18 protein-coding genes are annotated in these 20756 nt (G+C 47.2%); 6 read left to right on the top strand and 12 right to left on the bottom strand.

The genetic code is table 11. The features are described from left to right. Positions 1 to 22 precede the first annotated feature (22 nt). Complete coding sequence (locus tag IEW88_RS01025; protein WP_147903082.1) at positions 23 to 283, top strand: DUF3297 family protein; 261 nt, start codon at positions 23 to 25, stop codon at positions 281 to 283. Between the two features lie 129 nt (positions 284 to 412). On the opposite strand, the gene IEW88_RS01020 is transcribed toward IEW88_RS01025, so the two are convergent. From IEW88_RS01020 to IEW88_RS01005, 4 genes are all read right to left on the bottom strand, one after another. Then, the gene (locus IEW88_RS01020) at positions 413 to 3415 is read right to left on the bottom strand and encodes a TonB-dependent receptor (protein ID WP_229670216.1); all 3003 of its coding nucleotides are present in this window, start codon (positions 3413 to 3415) and stop codon (positions 413 to 415) included. 15 nt (positions 3416 to 3430) lie between these two features. Beyond that, positions 3431 to 4420, bottom strand: coding sequence for a FecR family protein (locus tag IEW88_RS01015; protein ID WP_185148522.1), 990 nt, complete (start codon positions 4418 to 4420; stop codon positions 3431 to 3433). Between the two features lie 26 nt (positions 4421 to 4446). Next, the gene (locus IEW88_RS01010) at positions 4447 to 4938 is read right to left on the bottom strand and encodes an RNA polymerase sigma factor (RefSeq protein ID WP_147903084.1); all 492 of its coding nucleotides are present in this window, start codon (positions 4936 to 4938) and stop codon (positions 4447 to 4449) included. A gap of 170 nt (positions 4939 to 5108) precedes the next feature. Next, positions 5109 to 5747, bottom strand: a complete 639-nt coding sequence (locus tag IEW88_RS01005; RefSeq protein ID WP_147903085.1) for an NAD(P)H-dependent oxidoreductase — start codon at positions 5745 to 5747, stop codon at positions 5109 to 5111. A gap of 387 nt (positions 5748 to 6134) precedes the next feature. Here IEW88_RS01005 and IEW88_RS01000 point away from each other — a divergent pair, with 387 nt between their 5' ends. After that, positions 6135 to 8168 carry an alpha/beta hydrolase family protein gene (locus IEW88_RS01000; protein WP_147903086.1) on the top strand — a complete coding sequence of 678 codons (2034 nt, stop codon included), beginning with the start codon at positions 6135 to 6137 and terminating at the stop codon, positions 8166 to 8168. Then, positions 8165 to 9292, top strand: a complete 1128-nt coding sequence (gene zapE / locus IEW88_RS00995) for a cell division protein ZapE (protein WP_147903087.1) — start codon at positions 8165 to 8167, stop codon at positions 9290 to 9292. Before IEW88_RS01000 ends, zapE begins: the two co-directional genes overlap by 4 nt. A 16-nt stretch (positions 9293 to 9308) precedes the next feature. Here zapE and IEW88_RS00990 read toward each other — a convergent pair whose 3' ends face one another. Beyond that, on the bottom strand, positions 9309 to 10460 hold the full coding sequence (locus tag IEW88_RS00990) for an acetyltransferase domain-containing protein (RefSeq protein WP_147903088.1): 1152 nt from the start codon (positions 10458 to 10460) through the stop codon (positions 9309 to 9311). Further along, the gene (locus IEW88_RS00985; protein ID WP_185148523.1) at positions 10450 to 12516 is read right to left on the bottom strand and encodes a TonB-dependent siderophore receptor; all 2067 of its coding nucleotides are present in this window, start codon (positions 12514 to 12516) and stop codon (positions 10450 to 10452) included. Before IEW88_RS00985 ends, IEW88_RS00990 begins: the two co-directional genes overlap by 11 nt. Positions 12517 to 12760: 244 nt before the next feature. On the opposite strand from IEW88_RS00985, the gene IEW88_RS00980 reads away from it, so the two are divergent. Next, entirely contained in the window at positions 12761 to 13501 is a 741-nt protein-coding gene (locus tag IEW88_RS00980; protein WP_147903090.1) for a DedA family protein, read from the top strand. A 56-nt stretch (positions 13502 to 13557) separates the two neighbouring features. Here the strand turns inward: IEW88_RS00980 and IEW88_RS00975 are convergent, their stop codons facing one another. Together IEW88_RS00975 and IEW88_RS00970 are read right to left on the bottom strand one after the other, a co-directional pair. Then, positions 13558 to 14145: a GNAT family N-acetyltransferase gene (locus tag IEW88_RS00975; RefSeq protein ID WP_147903091.1), complete on the bottom strand. Its 588-nt coding sequence runs from the start codon at positions 14143 to 14145 to the stop codon at positions 13558 to 13560. A gap of 36 nt (positions 14146 to 14181) precedes the next feature. Continuing rightward, the gene (locus tag IEW88_RS00970; RefSeq protein WP_229670214.1) at positions 14182 to 15087 is read right to left on the bottom strand and encodes a LysR family transcriptional regulator; all 906 of its coding nucleotides are present in this window, start codon (positions 15085 to 15087) and stop codon (positions 14182 to 14184) included. A gap of 96 nt (positions 15088 to 15183) precedes the next feature. Between IEW88_RS00970 and IEW88_RS00965 the strand changes: the two genes are divergently transcribed. Then, positions 15184 to 16191 carry a zinc-binding alcohol dehydrogenase family protein gene (locus tag IEW88_RS00965; RefSeq protein WP_147903092.1) on the top strand — a complete coding sequence of 336 codons (1008 nt, stop codon included), beginning with the start codon at positions 15184 to 15186 and terminating at the stop codon, positions 16189 to 16191. 16 nt (positions 16192 to 16207) lie between these two features. Here the strand turns inward: IEW88_RS00965 and IEW88_RS00960 are convergent, their stop codons facing one another. After that, on the bottom strand, positions 16208 to 16633 hold the full coding sequence (locus IEW88_RS00960) for a methylglyoxal synthase (protein ID WP_147903093.1): 426 nt from the start codon (positions 16631 to 16633) through the stop codon (positions 16208 to 16210). A 392-nt stretch (positions 16634 to 17025) separates the two neighbouring features. Then, a complete protein-coding gene (gene ilvC / locus IEW88_RS00955; RefSeq protein ID WP_053425830.1) occupies positions 17026 to 18501 on the bottom strand; it encodes a ketol-acid reductoisomerase in 1476 nt (491 codons plus the stop codon). A gap of 180 nt (positions 18502 to 18681) precedes the next feature. Between ilvC and ilvY the strand changes: the two genes are divergently transcribed. Beyond that, positions 18682 to 19566 carry an HTH-type transcriptional activator IlvY gene (gene ilvY, locus IEW88_RS00950; protein WP_147903094.1) on the top strand — a complete coding sequence of 295 codons (885 nt, stop codon included), beginning with the start codon at positions 18682 to 18684 and terminating at the stop codon, positions 19564 to 19566. Positions 19567 to 19605: 39 nt separating this feature from the next. On the opposite strand, the gene IEW88_RS00945 is transcribed toward ilvY, so the two are convergent. Both IEW88_RS00945 and sspA read right to left on the bottom strand, forming a co-directional pair. After that, positions 19606 to 20052 (bottom strand): ClpXP protease specificity-enhancing factor, encoded by a 447-nt coding sequence (locus IEW88_RS00945; RefSeq protein ID WP_185148524.1) that lies wholly within the window; start codon positions 20050 to 20052, stop codon positions 19606 to 19608. 5 nt (positions 20053 to 20057) lie between these two features. After that, positions 20058 to 20696, bottom strand: a complete 639-nt coding sequence (gene sspA, locus IEW88_RS00940) for a stringent starvation protein SspA (protein ID WP_053425828.1) — start codon at positions 20694 to 20696, stop codon at positions 20058 to 20060. Between the last annotated feature and the right edge of the window lie 60 nt (positions 20697 to 20756).

The following is a 20756-nucleotide window of genomic DNA, read 5'->3' as shown; positions in this document are numbered from 1 at the left end:
TTATTTATTACAGGCCAGAGCCATGACAGACACTACTCAAGACACAGCAGCACGCCCGGATTTACCGGATCGCCTTTGCACTAACCCACGTAGCCCACATTATGTAGCGGCAATTTTCGAACATGAGGTAGGTATTCGCCTGAACGGCAAAGAGCGTTTTGATGTGGAAGAATATTGTATCAGCGAAGGTTGGGTGAAAGTGGCTGCTGCCAAAGCGCTGGACCGCCGTGGCCAGCCTTTACTGATGACAGTTAAAGGTAAAGTAGAAGCTTTTTATCGTTAAAAGCATACAGCTCGCTCAGACTGTCGTTTGGACGCGAGACGGGCAGGGAAAAACCCTGCCCCTACATTTTTGCGGCGAGTGCAATCTAAGCAGCCGTATTTAGCATCAGAAAAATGCAATGCTTCCCCATCAAAACTCCGCTGTAACCCCAAGCATATAAGTGCGGCCACTGTAGGTGCTGTTATAGGCTCTGTCGCTGGAGTCGCTATATAATTCGTCGCGCTGGTTGGTCAGGTTCAAGGCTTCGAGGTTTAGCTTTATATGGGCATTAAGCCGGTAATAAGCTGAAAAATCGAGATTAGTGCTGGCATGATAACCTCGCTCATCATCGTCGATAGAGCCACTTTCAACTGCTGTGATGTACTTGCCCCTGTAGGCCGCAGCAACACGAGCGCCCCAAACTTTGGTTTCGTAATACAGCGTCAGGTTATAACTTTGCTTTGATAAGCCCGGGAAAGCTTTGCGCTGGCTCTGGCCTGAGTTTTCGACATTCGGATACAAGGTGTCGCCATCGGCCCAGGTGTAGTTGGCTATCACCCCTGAATACTGAAAAGGTGCTGGCAGGAAATCCAAATCACGCTGCAGCGCCAGCTCAAACCCCTGAATGCCGGACGAGCCTGAGTTTTGTGGTGACGACAGATTAAAGATATCGTTGACTGTTTTGCCGTCAGGTAATAAGTCGGCAGGCAGCCCCAGCTCGCTATAACGCCGTTGCTCTGTTTTGGTCTGAATAAAGTTGTTGATGTCTTTGTAAAACACCGCAACAGAAGCCAGACCTGCGCTTTCAAAATACCACTCCAGCGCCATATCAAAGTTATCAGAATCATAGGGTTGCAGCTCTGGGTTGCCTGTGGAGATTTGGCCTATATCGGTTTCACCCAGGGAGGTTTTACTGACATAAACCGAAAAGGCCATGGCGTCTAAAGACGGGCGGGTGATATTTTTGCTCAGGCCAACGCGCCAGATCATATCCTCTGCCAACTCATAAGCCAGATCCAAACTCGGTAAATAACCTGAGTAGTTGCGATTGATACTGGCAGGTTGCATGTAAGACACACCTTGCGAGCTCATTTGGGTGTCGAAAAAACGTAGGCCAAAGCGCGAACGTAACGGCGAACCTGCAAGATCGAGGTCGTGGTGATACAACAAATACAGCGCCTTGGTTTGCTCCGCTAAATCGTACACTGTATTACTCAAAGTATTGGCAGCCGTTAAGGCAAAATCGCTCAGGCCATAAAAGTTCTGCACTGCAGCTATATTGCCTTCCAGCCAGCTTTGGTCCTGATGGCCTCGATAAATCTGCACCTGAGCTGGGTTTAGGCTAACCATACCCTGATTCTTTGGTGTCGCGTTGTTATACGGAAAACCACTGGCCTCTTGCTCAAAGCCAGAGTTACTAAACTTTTTATAGTGAATACCAAATTTAAGCGTGTTGTTATCGCTAAGCTGGTAATCAACATCCAGCTTGGCATTGTCAAAACTGGAATAGATAAAGTTCGACTGGAAAAACAGATCTTTGACTGTATAGCCTTCGATAGAAGTGACATCAAAATCAGTTGAAGAACTGCGGCCATAAAAGGCGTCCTGGCTGAAGTCTGTGATGATGTCAGCTTTTTTCTTCGCTTCAATATTGAGTTTCTGCAACAGCGGCTGGCTGTAGTCGGATGAACTATGGCCCAACATAGCGCGGATCTGCAGATCGGCTGTGGCAGTCCAGTCTGCGGCCAGGCTGATTTGATCAAACACCGACTCGTTATAATCCTCACGGCTTTCGTTGCGCCAGCTGGCATTTTTGTAGCTGGCATAGACTACTTCTTTGTCGCCGCTCTTATTGCCAGTGCTTTCACGCCAGATCAGCGAGTTCACCAGGTTATTATCTTTTACCGCCATATGATGTTCAGCCAGCTGGTTTTCCAGCTTACCGTGCATCCAATCCAGCACCAGACTGAAATCCTGATTGGGTTTGTATTGCAGCGCTGTTGTAATACCTAAGCGGTTTTGCTCGTTTTCCCAAACAGAAAAACGCTGGCCACGAGGAAACCATAACTCGCCGGAGTCCAGCAGGTTTTGCAGTTCAGTATTGCTGCTATCGGCCGCTTGTTTGCCGGTTTCCCGCCGCCAGCGTGTGGTATTGCTGCCATATTCGTTGGTAGAGCGAACACTGTGAGTGATAGATACCAAGGCGCCAATATCTGACCAGAGCTCAGAGAACACAGCGGAGAAGCGTGGATCCGAGCTATTGGTGTTGCTGTTGGTACCCAACTGAGCCGAAATACTGCTTTTAGGCCCGTCGTAATCAAAAGGCTTAGCTGTGTGTAAATTCACAGTGCCCGCTATACCGCCTTCTTCCTGATCGGCAGAAAAGGACTTTTTTACATCAATTTGATTAAACAGCTCAGAGGCAAAAATATTAAAGTCAAAAGCCCGGGTTCTGGACACAGCGCCGCGCGCATCCATAGGTGAAGAGGATGTGCCCAAAGCCTCCATTCCGTTCACTTGCACCCGGGTGAAATCCGGGCCTAAACCACGCAATGAAATTTGCCGGCCTTCGCCCCACTCTCTGTTAATAGTAATGCCAGGCAAGCGCAGTAAGGAGTTGGCTAAGTTCAGCGCAGGAAAGTCGGTAATATCGTCGGCTACCAGGGAATCCTGTGCAATCATGGCTTCGCGTTTGAGTGTTTTAGCCTGAGGTAACACTGCTTTGGTCACAGCATTCTGCTCTGCAACTACAGTGGAACGTATAGCTATCACTTCCATAGCAGCAGGTGGTTTTTGGGTTTTACTAGCGGGAATAGCAGCAGCCATAGCTGGTTGTTCTACTACAGCTTTGGCTTTAATCAACCAGCCTTTTTCGCGCGGAATAGCTTCTAAAGGCTGCTGTGCTAGCAGCTGGTTCAGTGCTTCAGTGGGTTCAAATTCACCATAAAGAACAGGGGCTTGTCGCCCTTCAAGTAAAGCCGGGTCGTACAATAACGGCTGATTTGTCGTGCGGGCAAATTGCAGCAAGGCCGCAGATAAAGGCTGAGATGGCAGTGAATACAACTGCTTCTGTGGAGCTTCAGCAGCCCATACAACAGGGCTTTTGCAACAGCACAAAAGCAATAACACACAGAGTTCAGGTCGTAACCACACAACCCGCCCCCACTGCTACTCTGACCTGCTCAGCCGGATACCGCTGCTGCTTTGCTGCAGCGTTAAGCCATAAGCTTCAGTCAGTGCCGATAAGGTTTGTTGAGTATTGGCCAGTTCAAAACGACCTGCCACCCGCAAATCAGCGACCTCAGCACTGGCGCTGACCGGCACCAAAGTCGACCTGTTTAGCCGATGCAGCAAATACGCCAAGGTCTCGTTTTCAATTTCAATCCAACCAGAACGCCAGTCAACTAACTGCTGCAAATTCACTTTTTGCACTTCAGATAATTTATGCTGCTGAATACGAATTCGCTCGCCACTTTTCAGCAGCACACTTGGACCTGCAGCGTTAGCCTGCACCTGTACAGCACCTTCGTATACTGTGATATCGATCAGATCCGGGTCGCGGTCAATATTAAATTCGGTGCCCACAGCGACCACGCTGGCTTGATCCAGTCGAACTTCAAAAGGCCGTTGTTTGTCTTTTGCAACTGCAAAATAAGCAGCGCCATGGCCTTGCAGTACCTGACGTTTGTTTGCAGTAAAAAATACAGTGAGCTGACTTTCTGGCGCTATATCAACCACTGAGCCATCATCCAGCTCTTGTTGCATGCTGCTGGCTTGAGCTGTTTTTAGCTCATAAGGCGCAGGACTAGAAAACAAGCTGCCCTTGTCCAGATAAAGCAACATCACCAAGACTGAACTGAATGCCATAGCAGCACCAGCCAGCTGAAATTTAGGCCACTTCAATTTAAGCAACGGTGCAAAAGATAACTGCCAGCGTTTGAAGGGTGAAGGCTGATAAGCGGCTAAAGCTTTAGTTAAAGCGGGATCCTGCCAGGTTTTGATCATCGAATGCAGCAATTCTGCATGTTTTGGGTCGGCCTCCAGCCAATGACTGAATCGTCTTTTACTCAGACTATCCAGCTCACCACTGGCGAGTTTTTCAACCCAACTGGCGGCCTGCAGATACAGCTCCTGCTCTGCCTGTTCTTTGCTATTCAACTTTTCTTCTTCACTCAAAATAGGACTCACACAACTCGCGACTGATCGATCAGACGTTGAATATCGGCCAGCGCTCTGCTTATATGTTTAGAGACGGCATCCTCGCTCATTTGCAACAAAGTAGCAATTTCGCTGCGACTTTTGCCTTCCATTCGCAAAAGCACAAAGACTTGCCGTCTTAATGGCGGCATAGCCGAAAGCGCCTGACTCAACAGATCCACAGTTTGCTGCATGCTGGCCATTTCTTCCGGGTTAGCGCTTTGACACAGCACTTGATCCGGCTCTTCGGCCTGGACTGGCTTTAATCGCATTAACATATGACGGGCCACGGTGAAGGCATAAGCCAAAGGATTCAGAATAGGCCGCTGTTTAGCCTGCTCCAACACACGGGCAATAGACTCCTGAAAAATATCGGCGGCATCAGCACTACTGGCATTTCGCTCCAGATATCGGGCCAAAGGCGCAGCATTTTTCAAGACCTGATGCACATCCTGCTCCGGCTTTTCAACGATCGACATAAGGCCCCCATGTTTTCACTAAGGGGCAAACCATAACTGATAGATATGACACTAGGTTGACAAGAATGTCAGACAGAGAAAAGAGGATAAAATGACTAGAAAATCAGTTGGAAAGGACCTTGTATCAATAGTTAAAAAGAAGGCCTTGACGGCCTTCTTTACACACCGAATTAATTAATTTCGGTGACAAACTGGTCGCGGCTACGACGCACTTTTTGCAGTTTCACCAGCCAGTCGCCTTCGTCAGCACGGTAGCCTAATGGTAGTAACAACACAGAGCGTAAACCCTTTTCTTTTAAGCCCAGGATTTCATCCACTTTCACCGGATCAAAACCTTCCATAGGGGTGCTGTCGACTTTTAGTTCGGCTGCAGCAATTAAAGCTGAACCTAAACCTATATAAGCCTGACGGGCTGCATGTTGAAAATTGGTTTCAGCGTCACGCTGTGGATAAGTATTGAGCAGCATAGCCCGATAGTTTTCCCAGCCTTCGTTTTTAAAACCACGAATGTCGTTAGTTAAATCAAACATCTGATTAATACGTTCAGCTGTGTAGTTGTCCCATGCCGCAAATACCAATAAGTGTGAACTGTCGGTGATCTGCCCCTGATTCCAGGCGTGAGGCTTAATTTGCTCGCGTATAGCTTTATTAGTCACCACCAGTACTTCATAAGGCTGTAAACCACTTGAAGTCGCACTTAAACGTATAGCTTCCAGAATAAAGTCGATTTTATCCTGTGAAACCACCTGGCTCGGATCGAATTTTTTGGTGGCATAACGCCATTCTAACTTACTGATTAAATCAGACATCTGGTACTTCCTTAATGGTAAAGGGGAAACAAGTCGGACCACGATTATACGCTTGCAGCAGGCTATTTTGTTAGTTGATATGGTTCTGATTTATCGCATTTTGGATGAATAACACCTGATCCAAAACCTAACAAAGCTGCAATCAGACAAGGCATACTTCTGCTTCCTGTTGAGTTTTGTAGAAAGTAGTTCATAGAATTTGAACGATTCAGCACATCAGCTTAGCCTGCAGCTGCAGTGACTCACCCCCTTAATTTATATGCTCTCTTAACTCTTGCCGCTGCCATTGATCTTGTCGAATGAGTTATTCATCAGGGTTTTATTTATCGCTCTACTGACCTATGCTAGCGTCCACTTATTGCTTTGACTGAATAAAGGCGAGTCTGTATGAAATTTAGTCTTTCGGCTCTGATGATGGTTGTGGCTGCAGGAGCGGCTCAAGCTGCAACCGAACCTTTAACCGCTCAGCATTTATGGCAAGTTGCGCGTCCAGGCGCTATGACCTTATCACCCAGTGGTCAACAGCTGGCATTGACTGTCACCCGTTATGATCTGGCTGCCGATAAAGGCAATGCCGATATTCATATTCTGGATTTACGTACCCAGCAACTAACCGCCTTAACCCAGCATCCGGACTCGGATACTGCACCGGCCTGGAGCCCGGACGGTCGCCAGCTGGTGTTTGTCTCCAAACGCGGCAATGAACATAATCAACTGTTTTTATTGCCTTTAACAGGGGGTGAAGCCAAAGCATTAACCAAGTTACCTGTTGCAGTACAGCAGCCTAAATGGTTTCCGGATGGTCAGCGTATTTTGTTTCTGGCCAATGTACCTAAAGGTTTTAATGGTGACTTTGCTGCATTAGCTGAACAGCTCAAACAGAAAAAAGACAATAAAGTCACAGCCCGGGTGACTGAAAACAGAGTCTACAGATACTGGGACCACTGGCTGACCGATGACAGCTATCCGCATTTATTTAGTATCAACATCCACACAGGTGAAATTGCCGATTTAACGCCGGGTTGGGATCGCTGGTTTAGTTTAAATGGTGATGCCGAATTTGATATCTCTGTCGATGGCCGTCAGATTGCTGTCAGCGCTGTGACTAGTGCGCCCCCTTTTGATCAGATCAATCACGATATTTTACTGCTGAAAACCGATGGTTCAGGTCAGTTTGTCAACATCACAGCGGATAATCCAGCCAGTGACAATAACCCGAAATTCAGCCCTGATGGCAAAAGTCTGGTTTATGGCGCTCAGCGCAGCACCTTTTTTACTGCCGATAATAACCAGCTGATCCGCTTTGATTTTAAACCCCAACAAAAAACTAATCTGACCCAGGATTGGGACATTTCGGTCGACGACTGGGAGTTTGGCAATAATGGCACTTTGTATTTCCAGGCCGCCGATAAAGCTAAATCAGCCCTGTACAGCATGCCTTTGGCTGGTGGTCAGGTAAAACAAATTTTGCGCCAGGCTGATATTAGTCAGCTACAGATTGGCCAACAGCAACAAGTCTATCTGGTGCAGCACAGCATGAAGCAGATGCCGGAGGTTTATGCTCTGGACAACAAAGGCCGAACCTTAAAGCAATTGAGTCGACTGAATACCGAGCTGCAGCAAAAAATTAGTTGGGGTAAAACAGAAGAAGTCAGTTTTGCCGGCGCTGATGGCAAACTGGTGCAGGCTTACATTACCTATCCACCGAACTTTGACCCAACTAAAAAATGGCCTTTGCTGAATGTATTACACGGTGGCCCTCACAGCTATTCGGGTGACAGTTTTAGTTATCGCTGGAACTCGCAAGTCTTTGCTGCTGCCGGTTATGTGGTGATCCAGCCGAACTTCCATGGTTCCACCAGTTTTGGTCAGGCCTTTGCTGAATCAATTCATGGTGAGCATCCAGTGAAACCTTTTATGGATAGCGAAGCCGCTGTAGATTATATGCTGTCGCGCGGTTTTATCGATTCTACCCGTTTGGCTGCCGCTGGCGGCAGTTACGGTGGTTATCTGGTGAGCTGGATTGCAGGCCACACCGACCGCTATAAAGCGCTGATTAACCATGCGGGTGTCTATAACCTGATGGGACAGTTTGCTTCTGACGCCACAGCACACAGAGTACATGCCTATGGTGGCTCGCCATGGAGTGGTCTGGATGTGATGCAGCAATGGAACCCAGCCTTATTTGCCGATAAGTTTGTCACTCCTATGCTGATCATGCATGGTGAGCAGGATTACCGAGTTCCTGTAACTCAGGGACTGGAAATTTACGGTGTCTACAAGGGCAAAGGCTTAGATGCTCGTTTGGTGTATTTCCCGAATGAAAACCACTGGATTTTAAAACCGAATAATTCCATTTTCTGGTTTAACGAATTTACCAGTTGGTTGCAGCGTTATGTTCCAGCGGGCCCTACAGATTGAGTTCGAACTCCTTAACCTCGCTTTATCAGCAACAGGTCCAACAGGGCCTGTTGTTGTATGACGAGCCACAATATCAGTCGGTAGTGGCGCTGCAGCAGATAGCGGATCAGTTATGTTCTGGCCTGCCTGCTTTGGGCTTATACATACATGGCCCTGTCGGGCGTGGCAAAACTATGCTGATGGATTTGTTTTATCAGCAGCTGGCTCTGGATGGCAAAATCCGGCTGCATTTTCATCATTTCATGGCGCGGGTGCATCAGGAACTGAAACAGCATCAGGGCGAAGCCGATCCTTTATTGCTCATAGCCAAAGACTGGGCATTTAAGTACAAAGTACTGTGTTTTGACGAGTTTTTTGTCAACGACATAGGCGATGCCATGTTGCTTGGCACCTTATGGCGTTACTTATTTCAGTGTGGTGTTGTGCTGGTGACCACCTCCAATGCAGTACCTGAAGAGCTGTATAAAAATGGTCTGCAACGTCAGCGTTTTTTACCAACCATTGATTTGCTGCGCCAGCATTGCAAAGTGGTAACCTTGGATAACGGCATAGATTACCGGCGCTTAACACAAAGTCCGATGCGTTTTTACCAACAAGGCGGCACTGCGGCAGAGTTAAAACAACAGGCGCAAGAGCTATTTGGCAAAGTACAGCCCCTGGCCGACTTTGAATTGTTGGGACGAAGTTTTCCTGCTTTATGGAGTAACGAAAACATCATAGGTTTTGATTTTATGGCACTGTGCTCAGGGCCACGCAGCCAGCTGGATTACATGCAGCTGGCAAGTCGCTACCAGGCCATAGCAGTGTTGGATGTGCCACAGTTTAGCTCGGTGTCAGACACGGCCATTCTGCATGGTGTGGAAGACAGTTATCAGCGTGAACATCAGGATATCTTTATCAGCAAGCTTGATAACGAAGCCAGGCGTTTTATTGCCCTGGTGGACGAGTGTTATGACAGAGGCTGCTTGTTACTGCTGACCTCTGCTGTAGCTATTTCAGAGCTGTATCAAGCAAAACAGCTGGAGTTTGCTTTTGCCCGCTGTGAGTCACGTTTATATGAAATGCAGCAGTGGCAAGTTGCTGCGGCCAAGCTGAGCCAAACCGCAGCAACTAGGTTGTCATGATTTATAAATAATCTACTTACAGATAACGGATCCAGGCCTGCTGGCTGCGTTTTTTGTACAGAGAAAACCATTTTGTGGGGAGATACAAAGCGACAGCTAATAACACTGTCGTCAACCAAATCCACCCCATATGTTCCATGCCAAAACCTTCTCCCTGATTTGGGCCGCACACCGCCAACACAATCCGATACAGCACCAGCAATACATATAAATGCAGTATGTAGAAGAACATCGGTGCCGAACCAAAGTTCACCAGGATTTGTGTCCAATTGCCTTGCGGTTTTTCCAGCACAAACAACAGTAAAAACATCAGACCTAAAGTCACCAATAAGTAATTTAATGAAGGTGGATACTTGGTCAGATTCAGGATCGACATCAGGCTGGTCACCAGATCCGGATACAGCTGCCAATCGAGCGTTTCACCATAGATATTAAAACCTCGCAGCACAATAAACAGCAGCAGACAGCCTGCTCCCAATTGCAACAGCAAACGGCCTCTGTGCTCTGCAGACAGAGTTTTACTGTACAAAGGCCCTGCCAGATAACCCAAAATAATGACACCTATCCAGGGTAAAACCGGGTAACTGGCTTTAATTTTCACAGCCCCTTCACTGACTAAGAAATTACGGTCATGCAAAATAGTCCATAAGCTGTAGCCCCACTCTTCCGGCTGAAAGCTGACAGGTGTCAGTAAGTTATGGCCAAACACAATGCCAAAACCCAGCAAAGCCAACACAGCTTTTGGCCACTGACTGACCAGAGCCAACACCACCATACTCAAACCTATAGCCCAAATCACCTGTAACCAGATAGTGTGATAAGAACCCATCCATGAAAAATTGATGATGGTGACTTCCAGCGCTATTAAAAACAGCCCCCTTTTAAGCAGAAAGCTGCGAGCAGAGCGAGCCGGGCCGTTGACTGGATTGGCATAAAGCCAGGCCGACAAACCTGTTAAAAACACAAATACCGGTGCACATAAATGCGCGGCAAAACGGCTAAAAAATAAGCTGGCGGACGTCTCATCCAGATCCATAGGATCCAACACCTGCATATGATAAAAAAACCGCTCCCGCACATGGTCCAGCAACATAATCAGCATCACCAGCCCGCGCATCATATCGATGCTTTGAATGCGGCTACGAATAAAGGCTTGATCAGAATGCATAGGTCAGACTCACTTTATACGAGCGCGGCTCACCCGGCACTGTCCACAGCGCCGAATAGGAGTTGTGGATATAGAACTTATCAAACAGGTTGTCGACATTCAGCTGTGCTTTCCAGTTCTGATCTAAATCGGCGGCCCAGGACAAACCAAACAAAGTATGGGATGGCAACATATAACTGCTGTCGACTGAATCACCCAGACGTTTGGCAACATGATTGACTCTCAAACCTAAACGGCTTTCGACTGAACCCAGTGGTAACAACTGGGTCAGCACCAGACTGGCATTGTGTTTAGGAATATTTACCAGACGACTGCCAGCCGGCACATTGACACCCCAGTCGATGTTGATCATATCGTTGGCGGTTTGGGTATCCAAAAAGGCATAAGACAATTGAGCCGATAAGTCTTCTGTAAGCTGGCCTTGTACATCCAATTCAATACCACGGCTGGTGGCTTCACCTAAGGTGGCTGAGAATCCTACATTGACCGGATCCGAAGTCAGGATATTGGATTTTTTCGCATCAAAAAATGCCACAGTGCCTGTAACGCCCGAAGTAGTGAATTTCGCGCCAATCTCATAAGAGTCACTTAACTCTGGATCAAAAGGGTTACCGGCATAATCGGTGCCGCTTAACGGCAGGAAACCTTCGGAATAGCTACTGTAAAAGCTTAATTCTGGGTTTACTTCATACACCAAACCAATACGAGGGCTGACTTGAGTGCCAGTTTTATTCGAACGGGTGGCTTTTAACAGCTCCTGAATATCCTGCTGATAATCGTCAAAACGCAGGCCCAGCAATAACTTCCAATGCTGTGTCAGATCCATCTGATCCTGCAGATAGACCCCCCAGGCTTTTTGGCTTTCCAGATTCTCATACAAAGGCGCAGGAGCAGTGGCTGTTCCGCCATACACAGGGTTAAAAATATCTAAAGCGTAAAACCCTTTTGGACCACGAAACCGTGACAACAAGGTATACAAATCATAGTCGTAGCCATCAGCGCCTATCAGCAGATGATGCACAATACCGGCAGTATTTAAATGACCACTTAATTCAAAACGTACTGAGGTATCTTCAGCCTGATAATCACGGTAACGGCGCTGACGGGTTAAGGTTTTGCCATCGTCAAACAAAGACTGGCGAGCGGCCGCTAACTCCGCATCAGACGAGAAACCATTTAAAGAGGAGTCGCGATAACCTAAACCAGCTAAAAAAGACCAGTCATCGCTTAGGCTGGTTTCATAAGATAACTGATGGCCGGTGGCTTCAATTTCAGTAGGACCGTCATCGGGTTCACCTAAATAACGTGAGCGTGGCACAGTATTAAAATCGCCATTTAACACTACTATGCCGCGGTCAAATAACTGCTGTTGTTTCAGGTATTCAAACTCGTATAACAAGGCGGATTTCTCATCCAGATCAATACGTACCGAAGGGGTAAATACTTGTTTTTCGCTGCTGACATAGTCGCGGAAGCTACCGTAATCCTGCACTGCGCCATTAATACGTACCGCTACATTATCGCTGATACCGTTGGTGTAATCGGCTTCTACTCTGTGCTGATCAAAACGGCCAGTAGAGACTTGCAGGTAACCTTCCTGCTGTTTTTGTGGTTTACGGGTGACCACATTGATAGTACCACCAGGCTCTGAACGGCCATAAAGTGCTGATCCAGGGCCTTTTAAAATTTCGACATATTCCACATTGGATAAGTCGCGATGGCCACTGAAACCACGGCCGCCGTTAAAACCATTGATTAAATAACCGGATGGCATATTTTCATTGCCTGGAAAACCACGCAGCGAAAAACTATCCCATAAACCACCACCGTTATTCTGCCGTGAAATGCTGGCAGAAAAATCCAAAGCATCCTGAAAACGCGTTAAGGCATTATCTTGCAATACACTTTTGTCGATGACGCTAATAGACTGAGGCAAAGACTGGGCCGGAATATCACCACGGTAGGCCTGGCGATACAGCACTTCGATACGCTCAATATCCTCTGCTGTCTCGGCCAGAGCAACAGGAACAGCGGCGATAAAGCCAAGAGAAAGCATAAGAAAAGACAGTTTAAAATTTAGACTTAGATGGTGGCTTGGCATGATGTTTTTAGTCCGGTCACTACAAAAGATTGGGCTGAATCGATAAAGTCAGGATCAAAATGATACAATATAACATATCTGTAAGCCAACAGATTTATCGGATCTCTTTGTGGATCCGACGGCAAAGCAGCTTGAATAAGCCAGCCTCTGCCCCGATACTGCCTGTATAAAAGCTTTTCTCAATCGATGTGAGTGATAGATGGAACAATGGTTACAGCAGTTGCTGACTGAATATCAGGCTTATGCCCTGCTGATTTTATTTTTACTGACTTTTGCTGAATCTGTGGCTGTGTTGGGTTTGTTGGTGCCAGGCACTGCGCTAATGTTTAGTTTTGGTGTGCTGATTGGTGCAGAACAAATGGGCTTCTGGACTGCCTGCATGGTCGCCGCAGCAGCAGGTTTAGTAGGTGACTCTTTGTCTTATCTGGCTGGGCGCAAATTCAGGCCTCAACTGGAAAGCTGGAACTGGTTATCACGCCAGCAAAAAGAGCTGGATAAAATCAGCGGTGCTTTAGAAAACAATGTCTGGCTGGCTATAGTTGCAGGACGTTTTATCGGCCCAAGCCGGCCTTTATTGCCTCTATTAGCTGGTATGTTGCAGTTAGCACCATCACGTTATTTCCCAGCGGCCACTCTGGCTTGTGTATTGTGGCCCATCGCTTATTTTCTGCCAGGTATTCTGGCTGGTGTCGCCTGGCAGCTCAAAGGCACCAACCTGACGTTGTTTTACAGCTTGCTGGCAGGCTCAGTGGTATTGGCTGTATTAAGCAGCTGCTTGCTGAAAAAGTACTTGCAGCACAAAGAGCAGGATAAACCTAAACACCACTGGTTCTGGGGTTCTTTAGTCAGTATTTTCCTTACGGCGTTTTTGTTTTTTGAATTAAGCCAGCATCCGGCAACTCCTCTCTACTTAAAAGAGTTATCTGGGCTGATGTTTTGACATGATGTTAATGATGCAATGCCACTTCGTGGCGATTGCATCCTACTTTTGACGCTTTAGTCCCTGCCTAATTTCGACACTAGATGCCGTCTTACCGTCAGCCATTCGCAGGCGATGATGGAATACACCACAGTGTCTCGTACTGAGCCGTCTTTTAAAATCATATGCTGACGCAAGATACCATCCATTTTGGCGCCTAAACGCTCTATGGCTTTGCGTGAGGTGTGGTTAAAAAAGTGGGTGCGAAACTCTACAGCTATAGCTTGGTAATTTTCAAACAAATTACTTAATAACAAAAACTTAGCTTCTGTATTGATAGCTGTGCGTCGTACAGATTCGGCATACCAGGTATAACCAATCAAGGCTCTTCTGCTGGCTTCATCCACCATATAGTAACGACTGGTGCCGACGACTTTTCCTGTCATTTTGCAACGCACCACATAAGGTACAGCTCCTTGCGCTTTGCTGGCTAAAGCCTCTTGCACATAAGCTGGCATTTCTTCCACTGTAGGCACCATGGCATACCAGAGTTTCCAGCTTTCGCCATCGGCCACGGCTTGCTGCAAATCTGCTACATGCGACAATACCATAGGCTCCAGTCGGACAAATTCGCCTTCTAACACCTCATTGTTTAACCATGTCATCTTTTCTAATCCTTTATTTTTTAACCTTGCCACTCTCTACCCATGCCAATGCTGCCGCAGCTTTTGTAACAGGAACTCAGATAAGGCTTTTAGCACAGGCGATGAAGACAACCTTTGCACCGCCAATAAATACAAAGGGGCTTGCTCAGTTTTATAGTCAGGCAACAACTTCAGCAAAGCGCCGGAGCCTAAGTCAGACAGAATATCCAAACGTGATTTATAGGCAATACCTAAACCTGCCACAGCCCAGCGTCTGACAACATCGCCATCGTCTGCTACTAAAGCACCACGCACTTGTACTTGTTGTAATTGCCCATCTAACCAGAACTGCCATTTGCTATGCACAGCTTCTCCCAACACCAGCTGTAACACCTGATGCGAGCCGATGTCATCTGGTCGCTCTGGCGCACCACAGCGGCGAATATAATCAGGGGAAGCACAAAGCACCCTATGATTATCTGGTACTAAAGGTAGAGCAATCAGCTGTGAATCTTTAGGTTCGCCATAACGTAAGGCTAAATCCACAGGCTGACGGCCTAAATCAGCCAGCCTGTCACTGACCCGGATTTTCAGCTGCAATTTAGGGTGCTGCTGCTGAAACTCCGCCAGCCACAAAGCCATGCTATTACGACCAAAATCGGACGGCATAGATAAGGTCAGTTCGCCGGATAGCTGCTCTTTGCCCAGTTGTAATACTTGCTGGCCCTGCCCCAGCAGTTGAATAGCCTGACGGGCATAATCCAGATAGGCCATACCTGCTGTGGTGAGCCTTAAACTGCGGGTAGAACGCAAAATCAGTTGAGTATTCAGTTGCTGCTCCAGTCGTTTTAACGCCACACTGGCCAGCGCAGGCGAAAGATCCAGCTCACGCGCAGCAGCAGAAATAGACCCTAAATCAGCAGTTAATACAAAAAGTTGTAAGTCGTCAGTTCTTAGCATCATTATCAAATAAATTTTGAAACTGAATCCAAATTTAGCATATTTTTCTAAATAGTCAGCGCCTATAAACTAGCTCTATTGATCCAATGGAGTATTCAGATGAAAGCCATAGTTTATAGTCAAAATTTACCAGCCACAGATCCACAGTCTTTGTACGACACAGAGCTGCCCACGCCAACGCCGGGCGAACATGATCTGCTGGTTGCTGTGAAAGCTGTATCCGTCAATCCGGTCGATACCAAGATCCGCCGTAATGCCGACACTCAAGGCCAACCAAGAGTATTAGGCTGGGATGCGGCAGGTGTTGTGACCGCAGTAGGCAGTGCAGTCACTGGTTTTAAAGCAGGCGATGAAGTCTGGTATGCCGGTGCCATAGATAAGCCAGGCTCAAACAGCGAGTTTCAGCTGGTGGATCAGCGAATAGCCAGCCATAAACCAAAAAGTTTAAGTTTCAGCCAAGCAGCAGCTTTGCCTTTAACCGCTATCACAGCTTGGGAATTGTTATTCGACCGTCTGGAACTGAATGAGCACAACAGCAAAGGTAAATCTCTGCTGGTGATTGGCGCCGCGGGCGGCGTAGGTTCGGTGCTATTACAACTGGCGCGACAAAAAACTCAGTTAAAAGTGATTGGGACAGCTTCAAGACCAGAGACTAGTGAATGGGTAAAAACCTTAGGTGCAGATGTAGTGCTGGATCATAAAAAACCAATGGCAGCACAACTGAAAACTCTGGGCTTACCTGAAGTAGATTATGTCATTAGCCTGACTCATACCGACCATCACTTTAACGACATCATCGAACTAATTAAACCACAAGGCAAACTGGCGCTGATAGACGACCCTGAACCTATTGATGTGCGCCAACTGAAACGCAAGAGCCTGTCCTTGCATTGGGAGCTGATGTTTACCCGATCTTTGTACCAAACCGAAGATATGAGTGCTCAACAGCAGTTATTACAACAGGTGGCGGATATGGTGGATGCTGGTCAGCTTAAAACAACCTTAAACGCAGACTTTGGCACTATTAACGCCGAAAATCTGCGTAAGGCTCACCAGTTGATTGAAAGCCAACAAGCTATTGGAAAATTGGTCTTAACCGGTTTTTAATGCACAGGGCAGGAGTTCAGGGCAATCTGTTATTGTGAGCTGAGAAGTCCGGCACAGTGCGCTGATAGTCCTGTCCGACTAAGGCTGATGTAACAATAAAATCCGCTGTGGCTTTATTACAAGCCACAGGGATATTCCAAACCACAGCTAAACGGATCAGCGCCTTAACATCAGGATCATGAGGCTGAGACGACAGCGGATCCCAAAAGAACACCAGCCAATCAATTTTCTGCTCAGCTATTAATGCTCCAATTTGCTGGTCGCCGCCCAAAGGACCGCTGGCCAGACATAAAACGTCTTTATTTAACGCCTCACTCAGTAAACGACCTGTGGTGCCTGTCGCTACCAATTGCTTATCCTGAAAAAAATCAGCGTGTTGTTTTACCCAGGCCAGCAACTCAGCCTTTTTTCCATCATGCGCTACTAAAGCTATAGTTTTCATTGTTCTACTCCTTAATGTTGCTGCAAGCATACACCGAGTTTTTCATAGAGTTCAGCATACTTTGCCAAAGTATTTACTATTGCAATCAGACGACAAACCATCGAGTCCCAAGGAGCATAGTCCACTATGTGACTTGGGCGAGTGAGCGTAGGCAACAACGCTGCGGCTGCAAGTACGAGAGCCATTTTGCCAAAGTAATTGCTGTTGCAGCTAGGCGACAAGCAATCGAGTCCCAAGGAGCATAGTCCACTATGTGACTTGGGCGAGTGAGCGTAGGCAACAACGCTGCGGCTGCAAGTACGAAGGCAAAAAAAAGCCCGGCAAAGCCGGGCAAACAACCAAGGTCCACGTAAAAACTCGGTACTTGGGGTGAGACTGGAAAGTCTCTGCTATTAACCGACGATTTTTTTCATCGCGGTCATATAGCCCCTTAACTTTTTGCCAACCAGCTCAACAGGATGCTGGCGGATTGCTTCGTTGACAGCAATCAGGCGGATATTGTCGACACCATTAGCTGCAGAGCTTAAACCCTTGCCCACATACTCAGTGCTCAGCTTGTTCACGAAATCACGTAACAGCGGCACAGCTGCGTTACTGAACAGGTAGTTACCGTATTCAGCAGTGTCTGAAATCACCACATTCATCTCATACAGACGTTTGCGCGCTATGGTATTGGCGATCAACGGCGTTTCATGCAATGACTCGTAATAAGCCGATTCTTCAACGATACCTGCAGCAACCATAGTTTCGAATGCCAGCTCAACACCGGCTTTCACCATAGCGACAAACAAAATGCCGCGGTCGAAGTAATCCTGCTCTGGGATTTGTTCGCTGGATACCGGCGCATTCTCAAAACCGGATTGACGGGTTTCTTCGCGCCAGCCAAACAGCTGCTTATCATCATTGGCCCAATCGGCCATCATAGTGCGGGAGAATTCACCGCTGATGATATCGTCCATATGTTTTTCAAACAGCGGACGTAAGGTTACTTTTAATTCTTCAGCTAAATCATAAGCTTTGATTTTCGCCGGGTTCGACAAACGGTCCATCATATGAGTGATGCCGCCGTGTTTTAAGGCTTCAGTCACAGTTTCCCAGCCAAACTGGATTAACTTGGCGGCATAACCTGGCTCCACACCTTCAGCCACTAACTTGTCGTACGCCAGAATAGAGCCGGTTTGTAACATGCCACATAAAATAGTCTGTTCGCCCATCAAATCGGATTTCACTTCGGCGACAAAAGACGACTCCAGTACCCCGGCACGATCACCACCTGTTGCAGAAGCGTAAGCCTTAGCAATCTCCAAACCTAGACCTTTAGGGTCGTTTTCAGGATGCACTGCAATCAGCGTTGGCACACCAAAACCACGTTTGTATTCTTCACGTACTTCAGTGCCAGGACACTTAGGCGCCACCATCACTACTGTGATGTCTTTACGAATTTGTGTGCCTTCTTCCACAATATTGAAACCGTGCGAATACGCCAAAGTGGCACCTTGTTTCATCAATGGCATCACGGCTTTAACAACACTGGTATGCTGCTTATCCGGCGTCAGGTTTAATACTAAATCTGCAGTTGGAATTAACTCTTCGTACGTGCCTACTTTAAATCCATTGTCAGAAGCGTTCTGGAACGACTTACGTTTAGCGGCGATAGCTTCAGCACGCAAGGCATAAGAAATATCCAGACCTGAGTCGCGCATATTCAGGCCTTGGTTTAAGCCCTGAGCACCACAACCTACAATCACCACTTTCCAGCCTTTCAATAAGTCAGAGCCTTTAGCGAACTCTTCTTTGGCCATAAAACGGCATTTACCTAACTGTTTTAACTGCTGACGCAAATTCAATGTATTGAAGTAGTTACTCATAACAAATCCCAACAAATTCTTTTAGCTGGCTAACCATTGTGCGCAGCGTAACAGGGCAGAGAAGTCATGCACTGTTTTGATGCTTTCGAGAATAAAACAGTGCAATGATTGCGTGAAGTGATATATTCACAATACAGTATTTCACTTTATGCAACACCAACACTCAGTGCGGAGACACTTATGGATATTCGCAACGCCCAGCTTTTTCTACACCTGGCCAGCAGCCTGAACTTTGCCCGCACCAGCGAACAAATGTATGTCAGCCCTTCGACCTTAAGCCGGGTGATCCAGCGCATGGAAGAAGAGTTAAACGTTGAGTTGTTTCAACGGGATAACCGTTCGGTACGCCTGACATTGGCTGGCCAAAAGGTACAGGCCTTTGTGAAGAGTTACTTAGAGCAGTGGCACCAGTTGCAAATAGCTTTGAGTGAAACCAGCGCATCGCTAAGCGGCGAAATCCGCTTGTTTTGCACTGTCACTGCCAGCTTTAGCCATCTGCCCGCTATATTGGATAAATTCCGTTTAGTCTGCCCTTTGGCCGAAATTAAGCTGATTACAGGGGATGCCTCAGCAGCCTTGGAGAAAGTAAAACAAGATGAAGCCGATATAGCGCTTGCTGTGTATCCAGAGCATTTCCCACTGAATATGGCCTTTCGCAGTATTGCCAAAGTACCGCTGCAATTGATAGCGCCTGTGATCCCATGCAAGACCAATGATTTGCTTAGCCAAAGCCCTATTCCCTGGGATTCAGTACCTTTTATTCTGCCTGAGCATGGTCCTGTGCGTAGTCGCTTTGAGTTATGGCGTAAAGCTCGTATTAGCGAACCCAAAGTGGTCGCTAAAGTAGAAGGCCATGAAGCTATGGTCAGCATGGTAGCATTAGGTACTGGGGTGGCCTTGGTGCCCGCTGTAGTGGCACAGCAAAGCCCGGCACGAGACAGAGTGAGGTATTTAACGCAAGGCGATGAATTTGCGCCTTTTGATCTAGGTTTATGTACTTTATCAAAGCGGTTGCATGAGCCGCTATTGAGAGCATTTTGGCAGGTTGCATCTGAGCTGATCTAACTCAGATGCGTATCTATAAAACTAGTTTCACTATGCGAGTTATTTCACGACCCGCAGGTGTGAAACTTTTTTGCCTTTGTTTGGATCAGTAGGCTCGTCATCCGGCGGAGTATCGCCGTCGTGATGCGTGTCTTCATCAGACACAGCTTCCAGATGATGAATATCATCCTCTGTGTCTTCTTCTGCATCAAACATAGTACCAGCCCCATTTTCGCGGGCATAAATAGCCAATACAGCTTTGATGGGTACTGTCAGCGCAAAAGGTTTGCCACCAAAACGGGCGTTAAAGGTAATGACCTCATTGCCCATCAGCATGTTGCCTACAGCTGACGGCAAAATATTCAGCACAATCTGACCATTCTGAATATGCTGAGTCGGCACTTTACAGCCCTGCACACTGGCATTCACCACCAGATATGGAGTCAGGTTGTTATCCACTATCCATTCATAAAAAGCCCGGATTAAATAAGGTTTGTTCGACGTCATCTCCATCAGTAACCACGCCCCCGACGAATTTCCCGCTCAGCTTCAGTTAACGACTGCTGAAAACCGTCACGTTCAAAAATACGGGTCATATAAGTTTGCAGTAACTTGCTACCTGTGCCTGTCAGTTCAATACCAAACATAGGCAAGCGCCAGAGTAAAGCAGCCAGATAACAATCAATCAGGCTATACTCGTCGCTCATAAAATACGGATGTTCCTGAAACAAAGGAGCCATAGCCAATAAGCCTTCGCGTAAATCGCGACGGGCTATAGCGGCGTCCGGACCATCCTGCAGAATTTTTTCGGCTAAACCATACCAGTCTTTTTCGATGCGATGCATCATTAAACGGGCATTCGCTCGGGCTACCGGGTACACCGGCATTAAAGGAGGATGCGGAAAACGCTCGTCCAGATATTCATTAATAATATCGGCTTTAAATAAAGCCAAATCTCTGTCCATCAAAGTGGGCAAAGAACCATAAGGATTAACCTCATAGACATCTTCAGGCAGGCTCTCTGTGCTGACCTGAATAATATCTACCGTGACGCCTTTCTCCGCCAGTACCATTCTGACCTGATGACAGTACATGTCATTGGCTGTTGAAAACAAGGTCATCACAGCACGTCTGTTGGCAGAAATCGCCATAGGATCCTCCGGTTATAAGCATAAATACAAAGGGGCCTCGCGGCCCCTCTTAAAGGCTAA

Source organism: Rheinheimera tangshanensis (assembly GCF_014645135.1).
GTDB classification, from domain to species: Bacteria; Pseudomonadota; Gammaproteobacteria; order Enterobacterales; family Alteromonadaceae; genus Pararheinheimera; species Pararheinheimera tangshanensis.
Note: the sequence above shows the minus strand (reverse complement) of the source record. Positions and strands in the feature narration are given on the sequence as shown.

Coding starts and splice junctions, on each gene's coding strand:
- IEW88_RS01025 (WP_147903082.1), top strand. CDS start 23: ATGACAGACACTACTCAAGACACAGCAGCACGCCCGGATTTACCGGAT.
- IEW88_RS01010 (WP_147903084.1), bottom strand. CDS start 4,938: ATGTCGATCGTTGAAAAGCCGGAGCAGGATGTGCATCAGGTCTTGAAA.
- IEW88_RS01005 (WP_147903085.1), bottom strand. CDS start 5,747: ATGTCTGATTTAATCAGTAAGTTAGAATGGCGTTATGCCACCAAAAAA.
- IEW88_RS01000 (WP_147903086.1), top strand. CDS start 6,135: ATGAAATTTAGTCTTTCGGCTCTGATGATGGTTGTGGCTGCAGGAGCG.
- IEW88_RS00990 (WP_147903088.1), bottom strand. CDS start 10,460: ATGCATTCTGATCAAGCCTTTATTCGTAGCCGCATTCAAAGCATCGAT.
- IEW88_RS00985 (WP_185148523.1), bottom strand. CDS start 12,516: ATGCTTTCTCTTGGCTTTATCGCCGCTGTTCCTGTTGCTCTGGCCGAG.
- IEW88_RS00980 (WP_147903090.1), top strand. CDS start 12,761: ATGGAACAATGGTTACAGCAGTTGCTGACTGAATATCAGGCTTATGCC.
- IEW88_RS00975 (WP_147903091.1), bottom strand. CDS start 14,145: ATGACATGGTTAAACAATGAGGTGTTAGAAGGCGAATTTGTCCGACTG.
- IEW88_RS00970 (WP_229670214.1), bottom strand. CDS start 15,087: ATGATGCTAAGAACTGACGACTTACAACTTTTTGTATTAACTGCTGAT.
- IEW88_RS00965 (WP_147903092.1), top strand. CDS start 15,184: ATGAAAGCCATAGTTTATAGTCAAAATTTACCAGCCACAGATCCACAG.
- IEW88_RS00960 (WP_147903093.1), bottom strand. CDS start 16,633: ATGAAAACTATAGCTTTAGTAGCGCATGATGGAAAAAAGGCTGAGTTG.
- ilvC (WP_053425830.1), bottom strand. CDS start 18,501: ATGAGTAACTACTTCAATACATTGAATTTGCGTCAGCAGTTAAAACAG.
- ilvY (WP_147903094.1), top strand. CDS start 18,682: ATGGATATTCGCAACGCCCAGCTTTTTCTACACCTGGCCAGCAGCCTG.
- IEW88_RS00945 (WP_185148524.1), bottom strand. CDS start 20,052: ATGACGTCGAACAAACCTTATTTAATCCGGGCTTTTTATGAATGGATA.
- sspA (WP_053425828.1), bottom strand. CDS start 20,696: ATGGCGATTTCTGCCAACAGACGTGCTGTGATGACCTTGTTTTCAACA.